Origin of the sequence: Roseovarius sp. M141, assembly GCF_024355225.1 — a bacterium.
GTDB lineage: Bacteria > Pseudomonadota > Alphaproteobacteria > Rhodobacterales > Rhodobacteraceae > Roseovarius.
The window spans coordinates 841,568-863,777 of record NZ_VCNH01000008.1 but is presented as its reverse complement, the minus strand read 5'-3'; the positions used below and the strand labels follow the sequence as shown (position 1 = coordinate 863,777).

The 22,210-nt window shown below is 64.7% G+C and carries 20 protein-coding genes; 10 read left to right on the top strand and 10 right to left on the bottom strand.

Features of this window, described 5'->3' with window-relative positions:
* Positions 1-32: 32 nt before the first annotated feature.
* The 3 genes from FGD77_RS08315 to FGD77_RS08305 all read left to right on the top strand — a co-directional run bounded on the left by FGD77_RS08315 (position 33) and on the right by FGD77_RS08305 (position 2,287).
* Positions 33-677, top strand: coding sequence for a pyrimidine 5'-nucleotidase (locus tag FGD77_RS08315; protein WP_255008428.1), 645 nt, complete (start codon positions 33-35; stop codon positions 675-677).
* 94 nt (positions 678-771) lie between these two features.
* Positions 772-996, top strand: coding sequence for a hypothetical protein (locus tag FGD77_RS08310; protein WP_255008426.1), 225 nt, complete (start codon positions 772-774; stop codon positions 994-996).
* Between the two features lie 79 nt (positions 997-1,075).
* Positions 1,076-2,287 (top strand): UbiH/UbiF family hydroxylase, encoded by a 1,212-nt coding sequence (locus FGD77_RS08305; protein WP_255008424.1) that lies wholly within the window; start codon positions 1,076-1,078, stop codon positions 2,285-2,287.
* Here the strand turns inward: FGD77_RS08305 and FGD77_RS08300 are convergent.
* The 3 genes from FGD77_RS08300 to FGD77_RS08290 form a co-directional block, all read right to left on the bottom strand.
* A complete protein-coding gene (locus FGD77_RS08300) occupies positions 2,284-3,411 on the bottom strand; it encodes an aminotransferase class V-fold PLP-dependent enzyme (RefSeq protein WP_255008423.1) in 1,128 nt (375 codons plus the stop codon). The two genes, FGD77_RS08305 and FGD77_RS08300, sit on opposite strands and share 4 nt — an antisense overlap.
* A 79-nt stretch (positions 3,412-3,490) precedes the next feature.
* On the bottom strand, positions 3,491-3,949 hold the full coding sequence (locus FGD77_RS08295; protein WP_255008421.1) for an Lrp/AsnC family transcriptional regulator: 459 nt from the start codon (positions 3,947-3,949) through the stop codon (positions 3,491-3,493).
* Positions 3,946-4,401: an Lrp/AsnC family transcriptional regulator gene (locus tag FGD77_RS08290; protein ID WP_255008419.1), complete on the bottom strand. Its 456-nt coding sequence runs from the start codon at positions 4,399-4,401 to the stop codon at positions 3,946-3,948. The genes FGD77_RS08295 and FGD77_RS08290 overlap by 4 nt, the downstream gene beginning before the upstream one ends.
* 130 nt (positions 4,402-4,531) lie before the next feature.
* On the opposite strand from FGD77_RS08290, the gene ilvC reads away from it, so the two are divergent.
* Together ilvC and FGD77_RS08280 are read left to right on the top strand one after the other, a co-directional pair.
* A complete protein-coding gene (gene ilvC / locus FGD77_RS08285) occupies positions 4,532-5,554 on the top strand; it encodes a ketol-acid reductoisomerase (protein WP_255008417.1) in 1,023 nt (340 codons plus the stop codon).
* A 76-nt stretch (positions 5,555-5,630) separates the two neighbouring features.
* On the top strand, positions 5,631-6,557 hold the full coding sequence (locus FGD77_RS08280) for a DMT family transporter (protein ID WP_255008415.1): 927 nt from the start codon (positions 5,631-5,633) through the stop codon (positions 6,555-6,557).
* Positions 6,558-6,575: 18 nt separating this feature from the next.
* Here FGD77_RS08280 and folP read toward each other — a convergent pair whose 3' ends face one another.
* From folP to FGD77_RS08245, 7 genes are all read right to left on the bottom strand, one after another.
* Positions 6,576-7,589 (bottom strand): dihydropteroate synthase, encoded by a 1,014-nt coding sequence (gene folP / locus FGD77_RS08275; RefSeq protein ID WP_255008413.1) that lies wholly within the window; start codon positions 7,587-7,589, stop codon positions 6,576-6,578.
* A gap of 1 nt (position 7,590) precedes the next feature.
* Positions 7,591-8,523 (bottom strand): dihydroneopterin aldolase, encoded by a 933-nt coding sequence (locus FGD77_RS08270; RefSeq protein WP_255008410.1) that lies wholly within the window; start codon positions 8,521-8,523, stop codon positions 7,591-7,593.
* 99 nt (positions 8,524-8,622) lie between these two features.
* Complete coding sequence (locus tag FGD77_RS08265) at positions 8,623-9,249, bottom strand: cell wall hydrolase (RefSeq protein WP_255008408.1); 627 nt, start codon at positions 9,247-9,249, stop codon at positions 8,623-8,625.
* Positions 9,250-9,424: 175 nt separating this feature from the next.
* Positions 9,425-11,983, bottom strand: a complete 2,559-nt coding sequence (locus FGD77_RS08260) for a putative PEP-binding protein (RefSeq protein ID WP_255008406.1) — start codon at positions 11,981-11,983, stop codon at positions 9,425-9,427.
* Between the two features lie 112 nt (positions 11,984-12,095).
* Complete coding sequence (glyS, locus tag FGD77_RS08255; protein ID WP_255008404.1) at positions 12,096-14,228, bottom strand: glycine--tRNA ligase subunit beta; 2,133 nt, start codon at positions 14,226-14,228, stop codon at positions 12,096-12,098.
* A 3-nt stretch (positions 14,229-14,231) separates the two neighbouring features.
* Positions 14,232-14,756 carry a DUF6446 family protein gene (locus FGD77_RS08250; RefSeq protein ID WP_255008402.1) on the bottom strand — a complete coding sequence of 175 codons (525 nt, stop codon included), beginning with the start codon at positions 14,754-14,756 and terminating at the stop codon, positions 14,232-14,234.
* Positions 14,757-15,686 carry a glycine--tRNA ligase subunit alpha gene (locus FGD77_RS08245; RefSeq protein WP_255008400.1) on the bottom strand — a complete coding sequence of 310 codons (930 nt, stop codon included), beginning with the start codon at positions 15,684-15,686 and terminating at the stop codon, positions 14,757-14,759.
* A gap of 245 nt (positions 15,687-15,931) precedes the next feature.
* On the opposite strand from FGD77_RS08245, the gene FGD77_RS08240 reads away from it, so the two are divergent.
* From FGD77_RS08240 to lpxK, 5 genes are all read left to right on the top strand, one after another.
* Entirely contained in the window at positions 15,932-17,737 is a 1,806-nt protein-coding gene (locus FGD77_RS08240; RefSeq protein ID WP_255008398.1) for a serine protease, read from the top strand.
* Positions 17,738-17,825: 88 nt separating this feature from the next.
* The gene (locus FGD77_RS08235) at positions 17,826-19,610 is read left to right on the top strand and encodes an ABC transporter ATP-binding protein (RefSeq protein WP_255008396.1); all 1,785 of its coding nucleotides are present in this window, start codon (positions 17,826-17,828) and stop codon (positions 19,608-19,610) included.
* Between the two features lie 96 nt (positions 19,611-19,706).
* On the top strand, positions 19,707-19,949 hold the full coding sequence (locus FGD77_RS08230; protein WP_255008395.1) for a DUF4170 domain-containing protein: 243 nt from the start codon (positions 19,707-19,709) through the stop codon (positions 19,947-19,949).
* A 3-nt stretch (positions 19,950-19,952) separates the two neighbouring features.
* A complete protein-coding gene (locus FGD77_RS08225) occupies positions 19,953-21,203 on the top strand; it encodes a 3-deoxy-D-manno-octulosonic acid transferase (RefSeq protein WP_255008393.1) in 1,251 nt (416 codons plus the stop codon).
* Positions 21,203-22,195, top strand: a complete 993-nt coding sequence (gene lpxK / locus FGD77_RS08220; RefSeq protein WP_255008391.1) for a tetraacyldisaccharide 4'-kinase — start codon at positions 21,203-21,205, stop codon at positions 22,193-22,195. Before FGD77_RS08225 ends, lpxK begins: the two co-directional genes overlap by 1 nt.
* Positions 22,196-22,210: the final 15 nt, after the last annotated feature.

Here is a 22,210-nt window from a genome sequence, read left to right as displayed (position 1 = left end):
ACAACGCCTGAATTGCGCTTACCTCTAGCGCCATGCCGAAACATGATTTCAGCCATGTCGACACCTGGGTGTTCGATCTGGATAACACGCTTTATTCCCCCGACATCCGCCTGTTCGATCAGATCGAGGTGCGGATGACGCAGTTCGTCATGGACACGCTGGACGTGGACCGCGCCGAGGCGGATCGCCTGCGTGCCCTGTACTGGCACGAACACGGCACCACACTGGCCGGGCTGATGCGCGTGCATGGCATGGCGCCGGATGACTACCTGATCGCGGTACATGACATCGACATGGCCCCCCTTACCCCCGATGCCACCCTGCGCGACCGCATCACGGCGCTGCCGGGGCGCAAGATCATCTACACCAACGGCACCGCGCCCTATGCCACCCGCGTCGCCGCCGCGCGCGGACTGGACGGTGTGTTCGACGCAATCTATGGCGTCGAACATGCCGGCTATTCGCCCAAACCGGACGCCGAAGCGTTCCGCGCCGTGTTCGATGCCGATGGCCTGACCGCCAGCCGGGCGGCCATGTTCGAGGACGACCCGCGCAATCTGGCCGTGCCGCACGCCATGGGCCTGCGCACGGTACATGTCGCGCCGTATCCGCAACAGGCCGCGCATATCCATCACCACACCGACGATCTCAACGGTTTTCTGGCGCAGATCATTTAGGGCTGCGGCAATTAGCGCGCGCATTCGCCAGATGAAATGATCAGGCAAATGCGGTATCTGTCTATTCATCCGAACAAAGAAGGAAGGCCGCCAGATGCCCAATGCCCCCATGACCCAAACCGACGCCGCCCCAACCGGCCGCCGCACCGAATCATCCGAGAACGTTGTCGCCGCAAAAATCCTGCTGACGGTTCTTGTTGCGCTGGTGGCATGGGGGCTGTGCGTGTTCATCTGGGGCGTACCCGGCTTGTACCTGCCCGCACTGGCGATGGTTCCGGTGATCTGGATCGCGCTCATTGCCATAACCTTGGGGAAATAGGGCCTGCGCCCAACTGGCGTCCGCGCGCGCGCGGCCGTAAGGTATCCGCGCGCGGAATGATCAACGGCAAGAGGGCGATATGGCTGATTTCGACATTCTGATTTCCGGCGGCGGCGTGGCCGGACTGACTGCAGCCTGCATTTTCGGCAATGCCGGGTTCACCGTGCTATGCGTCGATCCCGCTGCGCCCATCACCGACCGCGAAGCGGAAGGTTCGGATTTGCGCAGCACGGCCTTCTTGCAGCCTGCGCAGGCGCTACTGACGCGCGCGGGAATCTGGGATCGCCTCGCCGCCCATGCCACGCCACTTGAGACCATGCGCATCGTCGACGCGGGCGGGGTTGAGGCCACACCGCGCCTTGTGCGCGCCTTTGCGGCGGACGAGCTGTCAGACCTGCCCTTTGGCTGGAACCTGCCCAACTGGCTGTTGCGCCGCGAAATGCTGGCCCGAATCGGTGAATTGTCCAGCGTCCAGTTCCGCCCCGGCACCGGCACCGGCGATCTGCTGACCCGCGATGACGAGGCGATCGTCACCCTGTCGGACGGCGCCCGCGTCACCGCGCGGCTGGTTCTGGCCGCCGACGGGCGCAATTCGCCCATTCGGCGCGCGGCGGGCATCGACGTATGCACCACGCGCTACGGACAAAAGGCGCTGGCCTTTGCCGTCACGCACCCGATCCCGCACGAAAATGTATCGACCGAAATCCACCGTAGCGGCGGCCCCTTCACGCTGGTCCCGCTGCCCGATCACGAGGGCATGCCGTCTTCAGCCATCGTCTGGATGGAGCGCGGCGCCGAGGCGCAGCGCCTTGCCGCGCTGAATGAGGCGGCGTTCGAGGCCGAGATGAACATCCGCTCCTGCCACATCCTCGGCCCGCTAACCTTGGCCAGCCGCCGCACAGTGTGGCCGATCATCACCCAGCGCGCGGATCGGATGAGCGCCCAGCGCGTCGCGCTGATCGCCGAGGCCGCGCATGTCGTGCCGCCCATCGGTGCGCAAGGCCTGAACATGAGCCTTGCCGATGTCGCTGCGCTATTGGATCTGGCGGAAAAGTCACCCGAAACCTTAGGCGATACCGCCATGCTGGACGCCTATCACCGCGCCCGCCACGCCGATATCGTCGCACGCACGGTCGGCATTGACCTGCTGAACCGCGCGTCGATGGTGGACGCGCAGCCCCTGCGCGATGCACGCGCAATGGGGCTGAACGCGCTCTATGCGTTGGCGCCGGTGCGCCGGGGCCTGATGCGTCTGGGCCTCGGCGCACGTGGACACAAGGCGGCTGACTAAAGCACCTTGTCCAACGCAGCCCGCAACCGCGACAGCGCACCGTCCACATCGTACAGCTTGTCCAGGCCAAACAGGCCCAACCGGAAGGTACGGAACCCCTCGGGTTCACCCACCTGTAGCGGCACGCCTGCGGCGATCTGCAGGCCTTCGGCCGCGAACTTCTTGCCGTTCTGGATGTCGGGATCGTCGGTGTAGCTGACCACGACGCCCGGCGCGCCGAAACCCTCGGCAGCGACCGACTTCACGCCGCGCTCCTTCAGCATCGCGCGCACGCCATCACCCAGCGCCCATTGCGCGGCGCGCAGCTTTTCAAAGCCGTATTCCTTGGTTTCCAGCATGGTATCGCGGAACGCGCGCAGCGCGTCGGTCGGCATGGTGGCGTGATAGGCATGGCCGCCATTCTCATAGGCCAGCATGATCTGGTGCCACTTCTTGAGGTCAATCGCAAAACTGTTGGACTGCGTGCCTTCCATCCGGTCCACCGCACGTTGCGACATCATCACCATCCCCGCCGAGGGTGAGGCCGACCAGCCCTTTTGCGGGGCCGAGATCAGTACATCGACGCCGGTGGCCTTCATATCGACCCAGGCACAGCCCGACGCGATGCTATCCAACACCAACAGCGCGCCCACGTCATGCGCCGCATCCGCAAGCGCCTTGAGGTAGTCATCGGGCAGGATGATCCCCGCCGAAGTTTCCACATGCGGCGCGAACACCACGTCCGGCTTGGCCTCGCGGATACGCGCCGTTACCTCTTCGATCGGAGCCGGAGCAAATGGCGCGGTGGCATCATTGCCCGACTGGCGCGCCATGCAAACGGTTTCCTCGGACGTAAACTTGCCCGCGTCGAAAATTTGCGTCCAGCGATAGGAAAACCAGCCGTTGCGCACGATCAGCGCATGCGCATCGCTGCCAAACTGGCGCGCGACCGCCTCCATCGCATAGCTGCCGCCGCCGGGGATCAGCGCCACGGCATCGGCGTTATACACATCTTTCAGCATTCCTGAAATATCGCGCATTACGCCCTGAAAGGCGGCCGACATATGGTTCAGCGACCGGTCGGTGAACACCACCGAATATTCCAGCAGGCCATCGGGATCGACAGTATCGAGAAGGGCAGTCATATTGCATCTCCGGGATTAGGTTTGCCAACTGTTAGCGCGCAACAATCGCAATGGCAACGGATACATCGGCATACTAATATTACCCGATAGGGCCGGGCCTGCGCTCCTCGCTCAGCAAAACGTTGGCCTCGACATCGCCGACGCCGGGCAGCGTCATGATCCGGCGCCGCAGGACGCGCTCGAAATCGCTGATATCCCGCGCGACAACCCGCAGGCGATAATCATAGACGCCCAGAATATGCTCGACACTCTGCACTTCGGGAATGGCGCTGACCGCCCGCTCGAAATCATCAAGGCTGACGCGCCCCTTGGTCGCCAGCTTGATCCCCAGAAACACGGCGACGCCGAATCCCAGCCGCTCGCGGTCCAGATCCAGACGCTGCCCCTTGATCACGCCCGTATCATACAGCCGCTTCACCCGCCGCCACGTTGCGGGCTGCGACAGGCCCAGCTTGCGCCCCAGCGCGCTGGCGTTCTGCGTGGCGTCCGCCACCAGCGCACGCAAGATCCGGCGGTCCGTCTCATCCAGATCAATCACAGTGGCAACCCCTCGTCCGACTTGATCCGCGCCATATGCATCAACGCCTCGATATCGGTGATATGCGGCAATGGCAGAATCGCGGTGCGATAGATATGCTGGTAATGTGCCATGTCCCGCGCGATCACGTAGAGCCGCAGATCGACCCGGCCCAGAAAGGTCTGAATCTCGATCACTTCGGGCACCTCCCGCGCCGCCGCCGTGAATTCGTCAAACGCACGCGGCTGCGTCTTGTCCAGTTGCGCGCGCAACGACACCTCGACCTCATAGCCCAGCCTTGCCCAGTCGATCACCGCGCGGTTGCCCAGAATCACGCCGCCCGCCTGCATCCGCTCCAGCCGCCGGGCACAGGTATTGGCCGTCACCCCCGCCAGATCCGCCAATGCGGTCAGCCCCAGCCGTGGGTCGTGCTGATAATGCCGCAAGATCCGCCTGTCCGTATCGTCCAGCATGATTATCCCGCCAATCTTTCAATGTTCGAATAAATACTCAAAAAAACCAGCCCATCAACAGGCTTTTGTATTTCCTCTCGGGGCACATCGCGTAGTTTCAGCGCCAACAGTGCAACGAAAGGACAAAATCATGCGCGTTTATTACGATCGCGATTGCGACATCAACCTGATCAAGGACAAGAAAGTGGCCATCCTCGGCTACGGCAGCCAGGGTCACGCCCACGCGCTGAACCTGCGCGATTCCGGTGCCAAGAACCTCGTCGTCGCCCTGCGCGAAGGCTCCAAATCGGCCAAGAAGGCCGAGGGCGAAGGCCTCAAGGTCATGGGCATCGCCGAGGCAGCCGCCTGGGCCGATCTGATCATGTTCACCATGCCCGACGAATTGCAGGCCGAGACCTACAAGAAATACGTGCATGACAACATCCGCGAAGGCGCCGCGATCGCGTTTGCCCACGGCCTGAACGTGCATTTCGGCCTGATCGAGCCGAAGGCAGGCATCGACGTCATCATGATGGCACCCAAGGGCCCCGGCCACACCGTGCGCGGCGAATACGTCAAGGGCGGCGGCGTGCCCTGCCTCGTGGCTGTCGACACCGACGCATCCGGTAAGGCGCTGGAAATCGGCCTGTCCTACTGCTCCGCCATCGGCGGTGGCCGTTCGGGCATTATCGAGACGAACTTCCGCGAAGAATGCGAGACCGACCTCTTCGGCGAACAGGCCGTCCTGTGTGGCGGTCTGGTCGAGTTGATCCGCATGGGCTTCGAGACGCTGGTCGAGGCCGGTTATGCGCCCGAAATGGCGTATTTCGAGTGCCTGCACGAGGTCAAGCTGATCGTCGACCTGATCTATGAGGGCGGCATCGCCAACATGAACTACTCGATCTCGAACACGGCCGAATATGGCGAATATGTCTCCGGCCCGCGCGTCCTGCCCTACGAGCAGACAAAGAAAGAGATGAAGGCGATCCTGAACGACATCCAGTCGGGCGCATTCGTGCGTGACTTCATGACCGAAAACGCGGTTGGCCAGCCGTTCTTCAAGGGCAGACGCCGGATGAACGACGAGCATCAGATCGAAGAAGTCGGCAAGAAGCTGCGCGGCATGATGCCGTGGATCTCCGCCGGCAAGCTGGTCGATCAGGACAAGAACTGATCGCACCGACATTACCATCGAAGGGGCATCCGGTCGCCGGGTGCCCTTTTTAACGTCCAAACGCGGGGCCGAGGCCATGACACCCATCAGTCCGATCAATTGGCTGCGCCTTGTGATTCTCGGTGCCATGTTCGGCGCCGCGTTCATGTTTACCAAGCTCGCCCTCGAGGGCGTCGGCCCGCGTCTGGTGGTTGCATCGCGTCTGGGCCTCGGGGCGATCTTGCTGCTGACCATCGCCTACGCGCGTGGCACCGGCCTGCCACCCATCCGCGGCAAGGGCGCCGGGATTGTCTGGAGCTTTGCCCTCGGCATGGGCATTTTCACCAACGCATTGCCGTTCTTCCTGCTCAGCTGGAGCCAGCAATTCGTCGCCTCGGGCTTTGCCGGGGTCTGCATGGCGATAGTGCCATTGCTGATTCTGCCGCTGGCGCATTTTCTGGTGCCGGGCGACCGGATGAACCTGCGCCGCTTCATCGGGTTCATGATCGGCACCTGTGGGGTGGTCGTGCTGATCGGCCCCGCTGCCTTTGCGGCGACGGGCACCGAGTTCGAACTGACGGCGCGGATTGCCTGCGTTGCGGCTGCGCTCAGCTATGCGATCGGCGCAATCCTCACGCGGCTATGCCCGGATGTGGACATGATATCGCTGTCCGCAGCAGCGCTGACCATCGCAGCGGCGCTGTTCGTGCCCTATGCCCTGATGGTCGAAGGCATCCCCGACAGCGTTCCGACCACCAGCCTTCTGGCGCTGCTGTACCTGGGCACGCTGCCGACCGGCACGGCGCAATTGCTGCTGGTGCAAGTGATCCGCAGCGCCGGGCCAGTGTTCATGTCATTGCTGAATTATCAGGTGCCGCTGTGGTCGATGATGCTGGGCATCGTTTTTCTGGGCGAGGAGCTGCCGACCAACATCTATTGGGCATTACTGCTGATCCTGTTCGGCCTCGGCCTCAGCCAGGCGGGGGCGCTGCGACGCCTGTTCACCGCTCGCCGCCGGGCCTGAGAGTATTCGCGAATAATCTCAGTGGCGTCCGGATGTCGTCGCCCGCCACAACGCAATGGCAGACCGCGTCGCCGCCACGTCATGCACACGGATGATCTGCACGCCCTGCGCGACCCCCGCCAGCGCCACGGCGACCGAACCGGGCATGCGCGCCGCAGTATCCGGGGCGGCGCCGATGGTGGCGATGAATTTCTTGCGCGAGGCGCCCAGAAGGACGGGACAGCCAAGACCGTGAAAGAGGCTGAGCTGGCTGAGCAAGGTCAGGTTATGCGCCTGTGTCTTGCCGAATCCGATACCGGGATCGACAATGATCTGCGACCGGGCGACACCCTGCACCACCAGCGCGTCGATCCGGCCCGACAGGAAATCAAAGACATCCAGCGTCACATGATCGTAGACCGGATTGTCCTGCATCGTCTGCGGATCGCCTTGCGCATGCATCACGCAAACCGGCAGGCCGGCCTCGGCGCACCATGGCGCAAGCGCCGAATCGTAGGTAAATCCCGACACGTCATTGACCAGATCTGCCCCTGCCGCGATTGCCGCGCTGGCGACGGACGCCTTGCGCGTGTCGATGGAGATCGGCGTTTGCAGCCCTGCACGGATGGCGGCGATGACGGGCGCTGTGCGCGCGATCTCTTCCTCGGGCGGCACCGGAAGAGAGCCGGGGCGAGTCGATTCGCCCCCCACATCGATCATGTCCGCGCCCACCTCGGCCATGGCATGGGCCTGCGCCAGTGCAGCCTCGGAACCATTGAACTGGCCGCCATCGGAAAAGCTGTCAGGCGTCACGTTGAGGATACCCATAAGGCGCGGCGCATCGAACCCCAGCCGCGCAACCGGCGCGCGCGGCGCGATCAGGCGGTCACGCACGTCGCCCGGAATATCGTGGGCTGCGATCAGATCACTGCCGCCATCGCGGGTCAGACGCTCGGCGCGGTCAAACCATGTCCAGCCCCCCGCCAGCGGCAATGCGCCCGCCGGGCGGCAGGGATCGGTCTGCGCGATAGGGCGGTAGTAGACGCGGCTCATCTCACAGCCCCGATTGCGCGATGTCCTGCACCAGAACGGGTACCTTGGCACCATTTTCGGGCGGATCTTCACCGATCAGCAATAGGTCGGAGGCGTCCATATGCCCTGCGAACCACGCGGCCAGTGCGACGGGCTTGTCGGGGCCGACGGTCGGCCCGTCGACAGCGTCCAGCACAATCTTGGACGGCGCCCAGACGCTGATCCGGCCGTGACGCATGGCCCAGTCCAGCTCGGTCCGCGTGTCGACCACGACAAAGCGATCGTCGCGCCCGGCCAGCACCCATGCGTTCTGCTCGATCGCCAACAGGTCCACCCGGCGCTGGGTCATGCGGTGACCGGTCTGGGGCGGCATCACATCGGCACGTCCAACGCATAGAATCACTGGCTCGGCGCGCTGCTCCAGCTGGTCCAGCCAACGGATCAGGTTGGGGGATTTCACGGCGCCATTGCTGAGAAATACGACATGCGGGCGCGGTGCGGTCTGATCATGTGCGCCGACCGGCTTGGTCGCCAGATCGCTGACCGAGCGGACGATTTCAACGCCCAGCGCGCCCGGCCCTCGATCCAGCTTTTCGATACGCACAAAGGTGCGCACGGCCTGCGGTTCGGCCAAAATACGCTCGGCCACATTCTCGGCCAAGGTTTCCAGCAGGTTCAACCGCTCTTCGGCCAGTTCGGCGGCAATCGCCTCGGTCACGCGGTCATAGCTGAGGATGCGATCGACGTCATCCTCCAGATCCTCGCCCGCCGGGCGCACTTCGACCACGACATTGAAGCAAATGCGCTGGGTGATGCCCCGCTCCGCCTGAAAGGCGCCTATTTCGACCTCGACCATGTGATCGCGCAGGGAAATGCGGTCAAGCGGGCCATCGGGCGCCGTCGCCTCGGCACGGGCGTCCGGATGCCCGAAGGCCAGTGAAATCTCATCGCTCATCGCGTATTCCTGCTGGTTGCGCGGCGCGAGAACATCCGCGCTGATCGCGACTTAGCATGGCGCCGGACCGCGCACAAATCCGCAAAGCGGTGCACAGGGTCAGTTCTGCGACAGCCGCGTCGGTTGCTTGTAAAAATAATGGGTTCCGATGGACGCGGTACGCGGGAAAACGCGGGCCCAGCCGGGGCTGACCGATCTGGTGTGATAATGCGTTGCGCCGCCCGTCAGCGGGCGTTCCGCGCCGCTGACCATGATCTCCGCGATCTTGCCGACGCGCTCGAACGCGCGCGGCTCGGCGATGACTTCGGCGCGGCCATCGCAGGTATAGGTGAACTGGCAGGCATATAGCTGGCCGGTGCCCTGCTTGACGACACCGCAGACGGTGCCCGGATAGCGCGGGCTGTCGACGCGGTTCAGGATCACTTCGGCAACGGCAAACTGGCCTTTGACCGTCTCGCCGCGCGCCTCGAAATACAGCGCCTCGGACAGGCAGCGCCAATCCTCGCCGCCCTTGACCGGGCGCTGGGAATCCAGCCACTCACGGGTATAGCCCGAGGTAGCGGCCGGCGCCTTGAGGTAGCTGGCGACACGGGTCTGGGACATGGCACTGAGGCCGCGACGTTCCTGCCCCAGCAGTTTTGCGATAGCGGTATCCGCCCCGGCGGGCAGGACGGATGTCAGCGCAAGGGCCAGCGCGACGGCAATATATCTGAGACTCGGTGACATGGGTCAACCTGCGAATAACGAGAGGCCACGCCCCCCAGGATCAGGGCGACCTACCGATTTTGGCCGCACCCGTCCAGTCCGCGCCGATTTTGGGCGGTTTCGTGCCGTATTCCGCCGATGGGCGGTGGTGTAAACACCGGCCCTTTACCCATTATATAGTGGGATATCAAGGGCGTTACTCCCCGATCTTGTCCCGCACCGCCAATTGGGCGGCAGCCAGCCGCGCCACCGGCACGCGGAAGGGCGAACAGGACACATAATCGAATCCCGCCGCCCGGCAAAAGGCAATCGATTCGGGATTGCCGCCATGTTCGCCGCAAATCGACAGCGTGATTCCCGGTTTGGCCGCGCGCGCGCGCTCGGCCCCGATGCTCAGCAGTTCGGCCACGCCGTCCAGATCCAGTGTATGAAACGGATCCTCAGCGTAGACACCCTGCTTGACATAGTCGGACATGAAGCGTCCGGCGTCGTCACGGCTGAGACCGTAGGTCATCTGTGTCAGATCGTTCGTGCCAAAGCTGAGGAACGACACCTGCGGCGCGATATCGCCCGCCCGCAGCGCGGCGCGTGGCGTTTCGACCATGACGCCCAGGCGGTAGGCAAAATCCTGTCCCGTCTCGCTGCGCACGGCGGCGGCCACAGCATCGACGCGCGCCTTGACCAGTTCGACCTCGCGACTGGCGGATACCAGAGGGATCATGACTTCGGGCACGATCTGCACGCCCTCGCTCGCGACCTTGATCGTCGCCTCAAAAATGGCGCGCACCTGCATTTCGTAGATTTCAGGCACCGTGATGCCCAGCCGAACGCCGCGCATGCCCAGCATGGGGTTGTATTCCGACAGCGCCTCGACCCGGCGAATAACCGTGCTCAGCGGCAGATCCAGCGCCTCGGCCAGCGCGCGATGCCCGGCGCGGTCGCTGGGCAGGAATTCGTGCAGCGGCGGGTCGAGCAGGCGGATGCAGACCGGTTGATCCTGCATGATACGGAACAGATCGGCAAAATCGCCGCGCTGCATGGGCAAAAGCCGCTCCAGCGCCGCCGCGCGGTCGGGGCTGGTGCCGGCAAAGATCATCTCGCGCATGACGCGCAGGCGGCCTTCCTCGAAAAACATGTGCTCGGTCCGGCACAGGCCGATGCCGTGCGCGTTGAAATTTCGGGCCATCTTGGCGTCCATGGGCGTGTCGGCATTGGCGCGCACGGCGATGTCGCGCACGTCGTCGGCCCATGCCATCAGCACCTGAAAACTGTCATCATGGCCCGCGTCCAGCAGCGGCGCCTGCCCGAACAGCACCTCGCCATTGGTGCCATCGATGGTGATTTCATCGCCTTCCTTCAACACCCGGCCATCGGGCGCCGTCAGCTTGCGCGCCGCCGTCTGAAACCGCATCGAGGACGCGCCGACCACGCAAGGCAGGCCGATGCCGCGCCCGATCACGGCCGCGTGGCTGGTCATCCCCCCGCGTTCGGTCAGGACCGCGACGGCGGCATGCATGCCGCGGATATCCTCGGGGCTGGTTTCGCGCCGCACCAGCACGCAGGCCTCGCTGCGCGCAGCGGCGGCTTGCGACGCCTCGGCGGTGAACACGATCTTGCCGGTGGCCGCGCCGGGGCTGGCGGCAACACCGCGCGCCAGAACGTCGCGGCGGGCCTCGGGATCGACCTGCCGGTGCAACAATTCGTTCAGCGCGCGCGGCTCGATCCGCATCAGCGCCTCTTCGCGGGTGATGATGCGATCCTCGGCCAGCGCCACGGCGATGCTGACGGCGGCGCGCGCGTTGCGCGCCACGCGCATACCATCCAAAAGGTGAAGCTTGCCGTTTTCAATGGTGAATTCGGCCTGCATTTCCTCGCGCAGCTTTTCGCGCATAAGCACCAGATGCGATTTCAGCTGTGCGAACGCCTCGGGCGCGAGGTCTTCCAGTGACGGGCCGCGCGCATCGCGCTCCAGATAGATCGTGCCGTTTGTGCCGCTCAGCGCATCGCGGCCCTGGCTTTGGCTGAGGTAGCGCCCGGTGATCTGGCGCGCGCCCGATTTGCTGTTGACCAGCTGCATCACGCCGCTGCCGCTCTCGCCATGGCCAAGGCCGATGGCCATTTCCTGCACCACAAGGCCCAGCCCCGCATCCGCCGGCGCGCCCTTGGCCTGCCGCAGAAGGCGGGCGGTCGTTCCCTCCCACGCGCGCGCCATGGAGCGCAGGACCTCGGCCAGTTGCACGGCGATGTCCTGCGGAAACGGCTCTTCTGTTTCTTCAAGGTAGACCCGCAGCGCAAAGGCCACTGCATCATCCGGATCGTCGGGCATGTCGTCCAGCATGTCGGGGTCCAGCCGCGCCACGTGGATCGCGTAGCTTTCGATAAACCGCAGGTACAGCCGCGTCGCGGCAGCGAGGCCGATCCGGTCTGCCAGCGCATCGCGCATCGCATCCGACATGCCGATATTCAGCACCGCGCGCGGACCACCCCAATCGCCGTCTTCCGACGAGGGCCGCACGCAAAGCAGCGCCGAGCCGTCCAGCATCGACAGCAGCGCGCGCAGGTCCGGCATGCCGCCCGCCGCAATGCCGTGAACCACCTTGAAGGACAGCGCGACAGTCGGCGGCACCGGCATCTTCAGCCGGGCAAGGCGTTGCAGGCATTTCGCCCGCCCGCCATGCGTGTTTGCGCCAATCGGCGCCCCGGGGGTGACAAGCGTGATGTCGGTATCGCGATGCTGCACTGCGGCGCCTTTCATGTGTGGGTGCAGCATAGGCGTGATCGCGCGCATGGCAAGGGAAACTGCGGGTGAGGGGCGCAACGTAAGCTGGGCGCGCTACGCGCTTGATTCCGGGCCAAAGGGGCGCTGCCTAGCCCTCGATGCGCGTCAGATCCACTGCGGCCAGCCCGATCTTGCGGATCTGGCCCAGCATGTTCAGCCGGTTGCGCCGCACGATCTGATTGTCGGAATTCACCTGCACCGCCTCGAAAAACGCATCGATCGGCGCGCGCAGGCCCGCCAGCGCGGACATGACGGCGGCGAAATCCTCGGATTTGAGGGCGGTGGCTACCTGCGGCTCGGCGCGGGTCAGCGCGGCGAACAGCGCGCGTTCCTCGTCCGTCTCGGCAAATTTGGCATCGGCGCCAAAGGAGTATTCGACGCCGTCGTTTTCCTCGGCTTGGCTGAGGATATTGTTGGCCCGCTTGAAGCCTTGCAACAGGTTTCCCCCGTCCTCGGTTTTCAGGAAATCACTGAGTGCCGTGGCGCGTTTGACCAGAAGGGCGAGGTCGTCATTGCCTTCCATGGCGATGCAGGCGTCGATGACGTCATGGCGGATGCCTTGGTCCTTGAGGTAGACTTTGAGGCGGTCGTGGAAGAAGGAGAGGAGTTCTGCCCGAGTCTGTTCAATTATCGAGAGACCATCAACTCTATCATCGGTAAAACGGCTCCAGATAATACTCGTGTGCTTATCAATATAATCACTGTGTTTATCCAAGGTGGCTGAAAGCGGTAACCGCAAATCATTCTCCAAAACCAACCGAATAACCCCCAGCGCCGCCCTACGCAACGCGAACGGGTCCTTGCTCCCGGTCGGCTTCTCGTCGATCGCCCAGAACCCGGTCAGGATATCCAGCTTGTCCGCCAGCGCCACGGCCACGGATACCGGCGCGGTCGGCACATCATCGGACGGCCCCAGCGGCGCGTAATGCTCTTGCGCGGCCGCTGCGACTTCGGCAGGCAGGCCAGCGGCCTCTGCGTAATACCGCCCCATCAGCCCCTGCAATTCGGGGAATTCATAGACCATTTCCGAGGGCAGGTCGGACTTGGCCCAGCGCGCGGCCTGCTCGGCCAGATCGGGATCGGCGCCCACCACCGGCGCGATCTCGCGCGCGAGGGCGGCGATGCGGTTCACCCGGTTGGCCTGACTGCCCAGCTTGTTGTGGAAGGTGACATTGGCCAGCGCGTCCTGCCACGCCTGTCCGCCCGCCTCGGCGATGCGCAGGTCATTCTCCCAGAAGAATTTCGCGTCCGACAGGCGCGCGAACAGCACCTTCTGATTGCCAGCCAGAATGGTCGCGCCATTGTCCGCCGTCTCGCGGTTGGCGACTGTGATGAACCGCTCGATCCGGCCCGTCTTGGGGTTGCGCACGGAAAAGAACTTCTGATGCTCCTTCATGCTGGTTTGCAGCACCTCGGGCGGCAGGCCCAAAAACGTCTGATCAATCGTGCCCATCAGGACAACCGGCCATTCGACCAGCCCGGCGACCTCGGCCAGCAGGGCGCGGCCCTCGGCGACCTCCAGCCCGGCGGCGAAGGCCTGATTGGTGGCGTCCTGCCAGATCGCATCGGCCCGCTCGGCGGCGTCCAGAACGACGTGGCGCTTCTTCAGTTTGGCCGCGTAATCGTCAAAACCGGTGACAGCAAACCGCCCCGGCGCCATGAAGCGGTGCCCCTCGGTCGTGTTCCCGGTACTGATGCCGTCCACGTCCAGATCGACGATGCTGGCCTCGCCCGCCTCATCGCTAAGGATGCACAGGATCGAGTGCAGCGGGCGCACCCAGCGCAGGCTGCCAGTGCCCCAGCGCATGGATTTCGGCCACGGAAACCCGCGAATGACACCTTCCAGCACTTCGGCGACGATCACATCGGCATCGCGGCCCGGTTTGGTGATGGTGGCGTAGTAGACCTGCCCCTTCTTCTCGTCCCGGATTTCCAGATCGTCGCGGGTGACACCGGCGCCGCGCAGGAAGCCTTCGATAGCCTTTTCCGGCGCATCTGTGCGGGGGCCTTTGCGCTTTTCCTTTATCGTGGGCGAGGACGCGGTCAGCCCCTCGATCGCCAGCGTCAGACGGCGGGGCGTGGAAAACGCGGCGGCGCCCGCGTAGGTCAGACCGGCCTCGACCAGCCCATCGGTGATGCGCGATTTCAGATCCTCCGCCGCGCGGGTCTGCATCCGGGCCGGGATTTCCTCGGAGAAGAGTTCGATCAGCAGATCGGGCATGGCTTAGTATCCTTCGGGGGCTGGCGGGCAATCGTCGGGGGCGGGCTTGCCGTCAAACACGATCTCGCCGCAGCGGTTGATCTGGTCCCACGCCCAGCCGCGCCCGTCGTCGTGAATGGCAACCATGCGGTCGATGCCGTATTTGACATTTTCAGTGCCGAGAAAGGCCAGCGCGCTGCCTGCCTCGATCGCTGCGCCGATCTCCTTGGCATCGAAACAGTCGAACCATTTGGGCGCGGTCAGCGGCACGGCGTCCTCGTCCAGAATATAGGTTTCGGTCAGCATCGGCAGGCTCATCGACGTGGTGAAACAGGCGCGATAGCGGATGGGCGAGCTGTCGGCGTCGATGGCGCGAAAGCCATCATACAGCGCCGGTTCGGGCGTGTCCGTGATCAGCGACGTGATCTGCACATCGGTGTCGCCGTTGGGCGCCACCTCGTAATAATAGGCATAGACCTGCTGGTAATACATCAGGGCGCCGCCGCCGATGCCGCAGACAAGCAATAACACGGTGAGGACCTTTCCCATCTACGCCGTCCAGCCCCCTGCGGAGGTCTGCACGAATGCATCGGCGCATTGTTTCGCCAGCGCGCGCACGCGGCCGATATAGGCCTGGCGTTCAGTGACCGAGATGACGCCGCGCGCATCCAGCAGGTTAAAGATGTGGCTGGCCTTGATGCATTGATCATAGGCCGGGTGCGCCATGACGATGCGCTTGCCGGTCTTTTGGTCGGTGTCGGGCGCGTCCAGACTGGCGCGGCACTCGGCCTCGGCCTCCTCGAAGTGGCGCAGCAGCACCTCGGTATTGGCGATGTCGAAATTCCAGCGGCTGAATTCTTCTTCGGTCTGGCGGAACACGTCGCCATAGGTCAGCGGGATGGGCGCGGACGGGTCGTTATAGGGCATGTCCATGACGTGATCGACGCCCAGCACATACATCGCCAGACGCTCCAGCCCGTAGGTCAACTCACCCGAGACGGGCGCGCAATCATGCCCGCCGACCTGCTGAAAATAGGTGAATTGGCTGACTTCCATGCCGTCGCACCAGACCTCCCAGCCCAGACCCCATGCGCCGAGGGTGGGCGATTCCCAGTCATCCTCGACAAAGCGGATATCGTGGAGGGTCATGTCGATGCCGATGGCCCCAAGCGAGCCCAGATAGAGCGCCTGCAATTCCGGCGGGCTGGGTTTGATCAGCACCTGATACTGGTAATAATGCTGCAAACGGTTCGGGTTCTCGCCATAGCGACCGTCGGTGGGGCGGCGCGAGGGCTGCACATAGGCGGCGGCCCATGGGCGCGGTCCGAGGCTGCGCAGCGTGGTCGCGGGGTGGAACGTGCCGGCGCCGACCTCCATATCATAGGGCTGCATGATGGCGCAGCCCTGCGCGGCCCAATAGCTTTGCAATCGCAGGATAATGTCCTGAAAGCTGCGCGGTTTGGCGGTGGTTTCGGTCATGCGGGGCCCCTTGAGGATGTCATCGGGCCTGCGCCCCTGAAATCGCGCCCCCTACCTACGGCGGGGCGCAGAAAGGGTCAATCAGGCGGGCGGGCATAATTTGACGCATCTCAGTCGGATCGTCACGCCCATCCGGCCCTGTCAGCGTTCTGAATAGGCATATTTCGGGTGCATACCATGGCCTTTTTGTTAGAACACGTTAAATGCAACGGAAATTGCGCTGAGTTTCAAGGGTGACGAAGAGAATGATACGGACATTTCTGGCGACGGTTTTCGTGATTGTCGCAGGACTCGGCATGGCGCAGGCGCAGCAAACAGGCAGCAGCCGGGATCTGGTCTGGGTCCAGATCGAGGCACAGCCGAGTCTGGCCGCGATCAACGCCGCATTGCGCCGCCGCGCCGCGTCGCTGATCAACGTGAACGGGTTCGATCTGGACGGATCGGGATGGTACGTCGTGGCGCTGGGGCCTTATGACCCCGATACGGCAGCCGAAGTCCTGCGCGTGCTGCGCAGCGACGGCAGCATCCCCCGCGACAGTTACATCACCCAAAGCACGGATTACGCGCGCCAGATCTGGCCGGTCGGCGCCGATTATCTGACGCAGGGCGCAGGGGCCGCGACGGAAAATCCGGCACGCGACACCGATCTAGCCACCGCACTGGACCGGATCGACACGCCTCAATCAGGTGCGCAGCCCGAAACCAATCAGCCCGCGCCCGAATTCGTCGACGAAACCCCGCGTCAGGCGCGCGCCAGCGAGGCGACGCTCAGCCGCGAACAGCGGGCCAATCTTCAGCGCGCGCTGGAATGGGCCGGGCATTACGCGGGGCGCATCGATGCGCAGTTCGGCGCAGGCACGCGCCGGTCGATGGCCAGATGGCAGTCCGCCAACGGCCATGAGGGCACCGGTATTCTGACAACGCTTCAGCGGGCCGAATTGCTGGGCCAATATAACGCCGTACTCGACGGTCTGGAGTTGACGCGCGTCGCCGATCCCAAGGCCGGGATCGAAATGCAGATCCCGCTGGGGGTGGTGAAATTCACCAAATACGAGCCGCCCTTTGCGCATTTCGACGCCACCGGCGACAGCCCCGCGCGCGTTCTGATGATCAGCCAAGAGGGCACAAAGGACACGCTCTATGGTCTATATGACATCATGCAGACGCTGGAAATCGTCCCGCGGGACGGGCCGCGCGAACGGGGGCGCGACAGCTTTACCCTGACTGGCGAAAACGCCAGCATCGTGTCGCATACCGAGGCGCGGCTTGAGAATGGGCGGATCAAGGGCTTTACCCTGATATGGCCTGCAGGCGACGAACAGCGGCGCACGCGCCTTCTGCGCGTCATGCAGGACAGTTTCACCCGCACGGCCGGGGTGCTGGACCCCAGCGCCGGACATAACGACGCGCAGAGCATCGATTTGATTTCGGGGCTGGAGATCCGCAAGCCGAAATTCTCGCGCTCGGGCTTTTACGTCGACGGGCGTGGCACGGTTGTCACCACTGCCGAATTGGCCAATGGCTGCGGCCACGTCACCATCGAGGACGGTCAGGAGGTCGACATTGCCGCGACCGACAAGGCGTTGGGCGTGTCGGTTCTGCGCCCGCGCGGCACCGTGGCCCCTATCGGTGTCGCCGCGCTGAGCCAGGGCGCGCCGCGCATCCAGTCCGAAGTGACGCTGGCGGGATATTCCTATGGCGGCGTTCTGGGCGCGCCCTCGCTGACCTTCGGCACGGTGTCCGACATTCGCGGCCTCAACGGCGAGCAGGGCATCAATCGCCTGACCCTGGCCGCGCTGGAAGGCGATGCCGGCGGGCCGGTGATGGACGCGGGCGGGGCGGTGCTGGGCATGTTGCTGCCGCGCGCTGGCGGCGCGCGCACCCTGCCCGACGATGTCGCGTTTGCCGCTGGCGCCGGCGCGCTGGCGCGCGTGCTGGCCGATGCCGGCGCAACGCCCGCAACTGCAAACCGGTCTGGCGGGGCGCTGACCCCCGCGCAAATGTCAGAGCGCGCCATCGGCATGACCGTGCTGGTCAGTTGCTGGGAGTAACGAAATGACCGGCGACGACGACGCGTGACGCCGCCGCCGGAACCCGCTAAGACCGGGCCTGATACATGATCCCGAGGCGTGGCCCCCTATGACAAAGCCCCCAAAGACGAAACGCACGGCGCTCTATACCGAGCGTGACCGCGAAAACCTGCGCTGGCTCTGGTCGCGTTACCTACAGAAAAAGGCGCCTTGGCTGTTTGTTGTACTGGGCATGATCCTGGTGCAGGGTGTCGTCTATCAGCAGTTCCTGTCGATGACCGAAAGCGGCCTGCGCGTCATTTTCGACAGCGGCAGCGTGGCTGATCTGGTGATGGTATGTATCGTCGTTTTCATCCTGTTCGCCGTGCGTGGCCTGATGTCCTATCTGGTGCCGCGCGTGACGATCTGGATCAGCAACGACGCGATATTCCAGATGCGACGCGACCTGATCGCACATATGATGTCGCTGGATCTGGCCTATTTCGAGCGGACAAAATCGGGCGAGATCATTCAGCGGCTGGTCACGCAGACGCAGGCTCTGGGCGTATTCGTCGGGCAGGCTGTGGCGAACGCCGTGCGCGACGCTGTCACTGTCATCATCGTTTCGGGCTACCTGATCTGGAAAAACCCGATCCTGTTCACCACCGCCGTCATAGTGCTGCCGTTCATCATCTGGATCATGAATTACGTCTCGGACCGGGTAAAGATCGCACAGGGCGAGGCCGAAACGGCGATGGGCGATTACATGAACGGCATCGAAGAGACCGTGAATGGCATGCGCACCGTCAAGATTGCCAGTCAGGAAGGCGTCGAGACCAACCGCCTGATGAAGGGCACCGGCGCGATCCGCGACCTGATGAACCACGTGCAGATCACGCAGGCGCTGGTGATGCCGTCGATCGACCTCAGCTCGGCTTTTGTCTATGTTCTGGTGATCGGCGGGGGCGGTTACATGGTGCTGTCGCCCAGCTTTGACATGGACGGCGCGGGCATCATCACCTTCCTTCTGGGCATGGTCATGGTGTTCGATCCGGCCCGCCTGCTGGCGCTGTTCTTTGGCAGCCTGCCGTCGAATCTGGTCCTGCTGGAGCGTATTCGCCGCATCTATGACGAGGTGCCCAGCATCACCGACAAGGACGGCGCAGTGGCCGAATTCGACACCGGCGGCGATATCGTGCTGGAGGATGTGCATTTCTCCTACAGCCCCGATCATCCGCTGTTTCACGGGCTGGACATGACGTTCAAGGGCGGCGAAGTATCGGCCATCGTCGGCTCGACCGGGTCGGGCAAAACGACGATCCTGTCGCTGCTGACACGGCTTTATGACACCAAGGGCGGGCGCATCACCATCGGCGGCCAGCCGATTGACCAGCTGAAGGTCGGCGCGCTGCGCGGGGCCTATTCGGTGGTCGCGCAGGATATCGTGATTTTCAACAATTCGATCTGGGAAAATATCCGCTACGTCAACCCCGACGCGACCGATGAAGAGGTCTGGCAGGCCGCCGAGAACGCCGAGATTGCAGATCTGATCCGCGCGCGCGGCAGCGCGCCCGTCGGCCCCAAGGGCGCGCAACTGTCGGGCGGGCAGAAACAGCGCATCGCCATCGCGCGCGCCTTCCTGACCGACGCGCCGATTCTTCTGCTGGACGAGGCGACATCGGCGCTGGATCAGGCGACCGAGGCGCGGATCAAAAGCGCGCTGGACCGGCTGACACGCGGCAAGACGACCATCGTTGTCGCACACCGCCTGTCGTCCATCGCGGACGCGAGCCGCATTTTTGTTCTGGAGGCCGGCCAACTGGTCGAGGACGGGCGGCACGAGGATCTGCTGCGCCAGAACCGGCTGTATGCGCAACTGTATCAGGCGCAAAAGCAGGGCTATGACAAACAGTAGGGCGCGCGGCGCAGCGCGGCGATGAACCGCTGGACCCTTGCCCCCACCTGCCCCAGCCCATAGTTTCAGCGCGACCATACCCGCAAGGAGCCCTCCATGACCCAACGCCTTCACCTTGTCTTCGGCGGCGAGCTGACCGATCCGTCGAAAAACGTGTTCAAGAACGTGGACGACCTGCACATCGTCGGCATCTTTCCCAATTACGAGGCCGCCCATCACGCCTGGAAGGCCGAAGCGCAGCGCACCGTCGACAATGCGCATATGCGCTATTTCATCGCCCATCTGCACCGCCTGCGGGATGAGGAAACCCCCGCCTCGCCCACCGAAGAGCTGGGCTGAACAATGGCGGCCCCGCTCAGCCTGGCCGCCTATCTGGCCTGGGTTCGGCGCGGCGGCGCAAGCGCGGGCGCGGGTTTCGTGCCCACCTGCGAGCGGCCGGGCGGCGCGGTGGTCTGGGGCCATGCCACCAGTCTTGAACATGCCAATGCGCTGGTGCAACTGGTCGAACGCCTGTCGGCGCAGCGCGGCAATACGCCCGACATGGCCGGCGGCGGGCTGCATCTGCTGCTGACCACCGGGGATGGCGTGCAACTGCCCGGCCACGCCCGCGCGCTGACGATCCACCAGCCGCTGGAGGGCGACACCGCCGCGACCGCCGCAGCGTTTCTGGCGCATTGGCACCCCGATGTCTGCCTGTGGACCGGGGGCGATCTGCGCCCTGTCCTGCTGAAGGCCGCAGACGGCGCCGGGGTGCCACTGATCCTGGTCGATGCCGATGCGGCCCTGCTGGAGCCGTCCAACTGGCGCTGGCTGCCTGACACCACCGGCGCGCTGCTGGGCCGGTTCCAGAAGATCATGGCCCGGTCCGAGGCGACCGCGCGCATCCTGCGCCGCCACAGCGTGGCCGAGGACCGGCTGAGCGTCACCGGCCTCTTTCAGGAGGGTGCCATCGCCCTGCCCTATGACGAACCGCTGCGCGACGAGATGGCAGGCGCTCTGCGCGGGCGCCCGATATGGCTGGCCGCGATGATCACCCATAGCGAGCTGGACATCGTGCTGAGCGCCCACCGGCAGGCCAGCCGTCTGGCGCACCGGCTGTTCCTGATCGTGGTACCCAACGATATGTCCGAAACGGACGCCTTCCGCGATACCCTGAGACACGGCAAATGGCGCCACGCCATCTGGTCCCAAGGCGGCATGCCCGAGGAAGCGACGCAGGTTCTGCTGGCCGACACGCCCGGCGAGATGGGGCTGTGGTATCGGCTGTCCACGATATCGCTGATGGGCAGATCGCTGATGCCCGGCATGAGCGGCAGCGACCCGAACGGGCCGGCGGCCCACGGCTCGGCCATCATTTACGGCCCCAATGTGGGCCGCTATCTGCCCAGCTACAAACGCTATGCCGGCGCCGGCGGGGCGCGCATCGTGCGCGACGCCGAGACGTTGGCCGGGGCGCTGGCGCATCTGATCGCCGCCGATCGCAGCGCCACCATGGCCCATGCCGCGTGGGAGGTGGCGACGGCCGGCGCGCAGGTAACGGACCATATTCTGGAAATCCTGCACGACATGCTCGACGATCTGGAGCTGCGCTGATGCGCGCGCCGGACTTCTGGCACCGCCCCGCCTCGGCGCCCGGTCTGCGCGCGCGGCTGCTGGCACCGCTGGGCGCGCTCTATGCGCGCGCCACGGCGCGGCGCCTGGCAAAGGGCGTGCCTGCCCGCGCTGCTGCGGCGGTGATCTGCGTCGGGAACCTGAACGCCGGCGGCACAGGCAAGACGCCGACGGTGATCGCGCTGGTGCAGCATCTGGCCGCGCGCGGGCGCGCCGTGCATGTGGTCAGCCGCGGCCATGGCGGGCGGCTGGACGGCCCGGTTCGGGTGGACCCACGCACGCATGAGGCCGCTGATGTGGGTGACGAGCCGCTGCTGATTGCCGCCTTCGCCCCTGCATGGGTGGCCAAGGACCGCGCCGCCGGGGCGCAGGCGGCAGTGCAGGCCGGCGCCGAGGTGATCGTGCTGGATGACGGGTTCCAGAACCCGGCCCTGCACAAGGATATCTCGCTGTTGGTGGTCGATGCCGTCATCGGCTTTGGCAATGGCCGCTGCCTGCCGGCAGGGCCGCTGCGCGAGCCAGTGGACGTAGGGCTGGCGCGGGCCGATCTGCTGCTGTCGATCGGCGGCGCATCGGCGCAGTCCGCGTTTGATGCGGCATGGGGGGCTGCGGTGCGCCTGCCCCATCTGCGCGGCGCGCTGGCGCCGTTGCAGACCGGCATGGACTGGACTGGCACGCGCTGTCTGGCCTTTGCCGGAATCGGCCACCCGGAGAAGTTCTTTGCAACCTTGCGCAGCATGGGCGCCGTGCTGGCCGGGTTCGAGGCGCTGGACGATCATCAGCCCTTTACCACCGCGCTGCTGACGCGGCTCGAGGCCGAGGCGGGACGCCTGGGCGCGCAACTGGTGACGACCGAAAAGGACGCCGTGCGCCTGCCCCCGTCGTTCCGGCCCAAGGTGCTGACGCTGCCGGTCAGGCTGGAAGTGGCAGATTGGTCGGAACTGGACACGCGACTGGAGACGCTCGGCCTGTAGCAAGGCGCGCGGCGG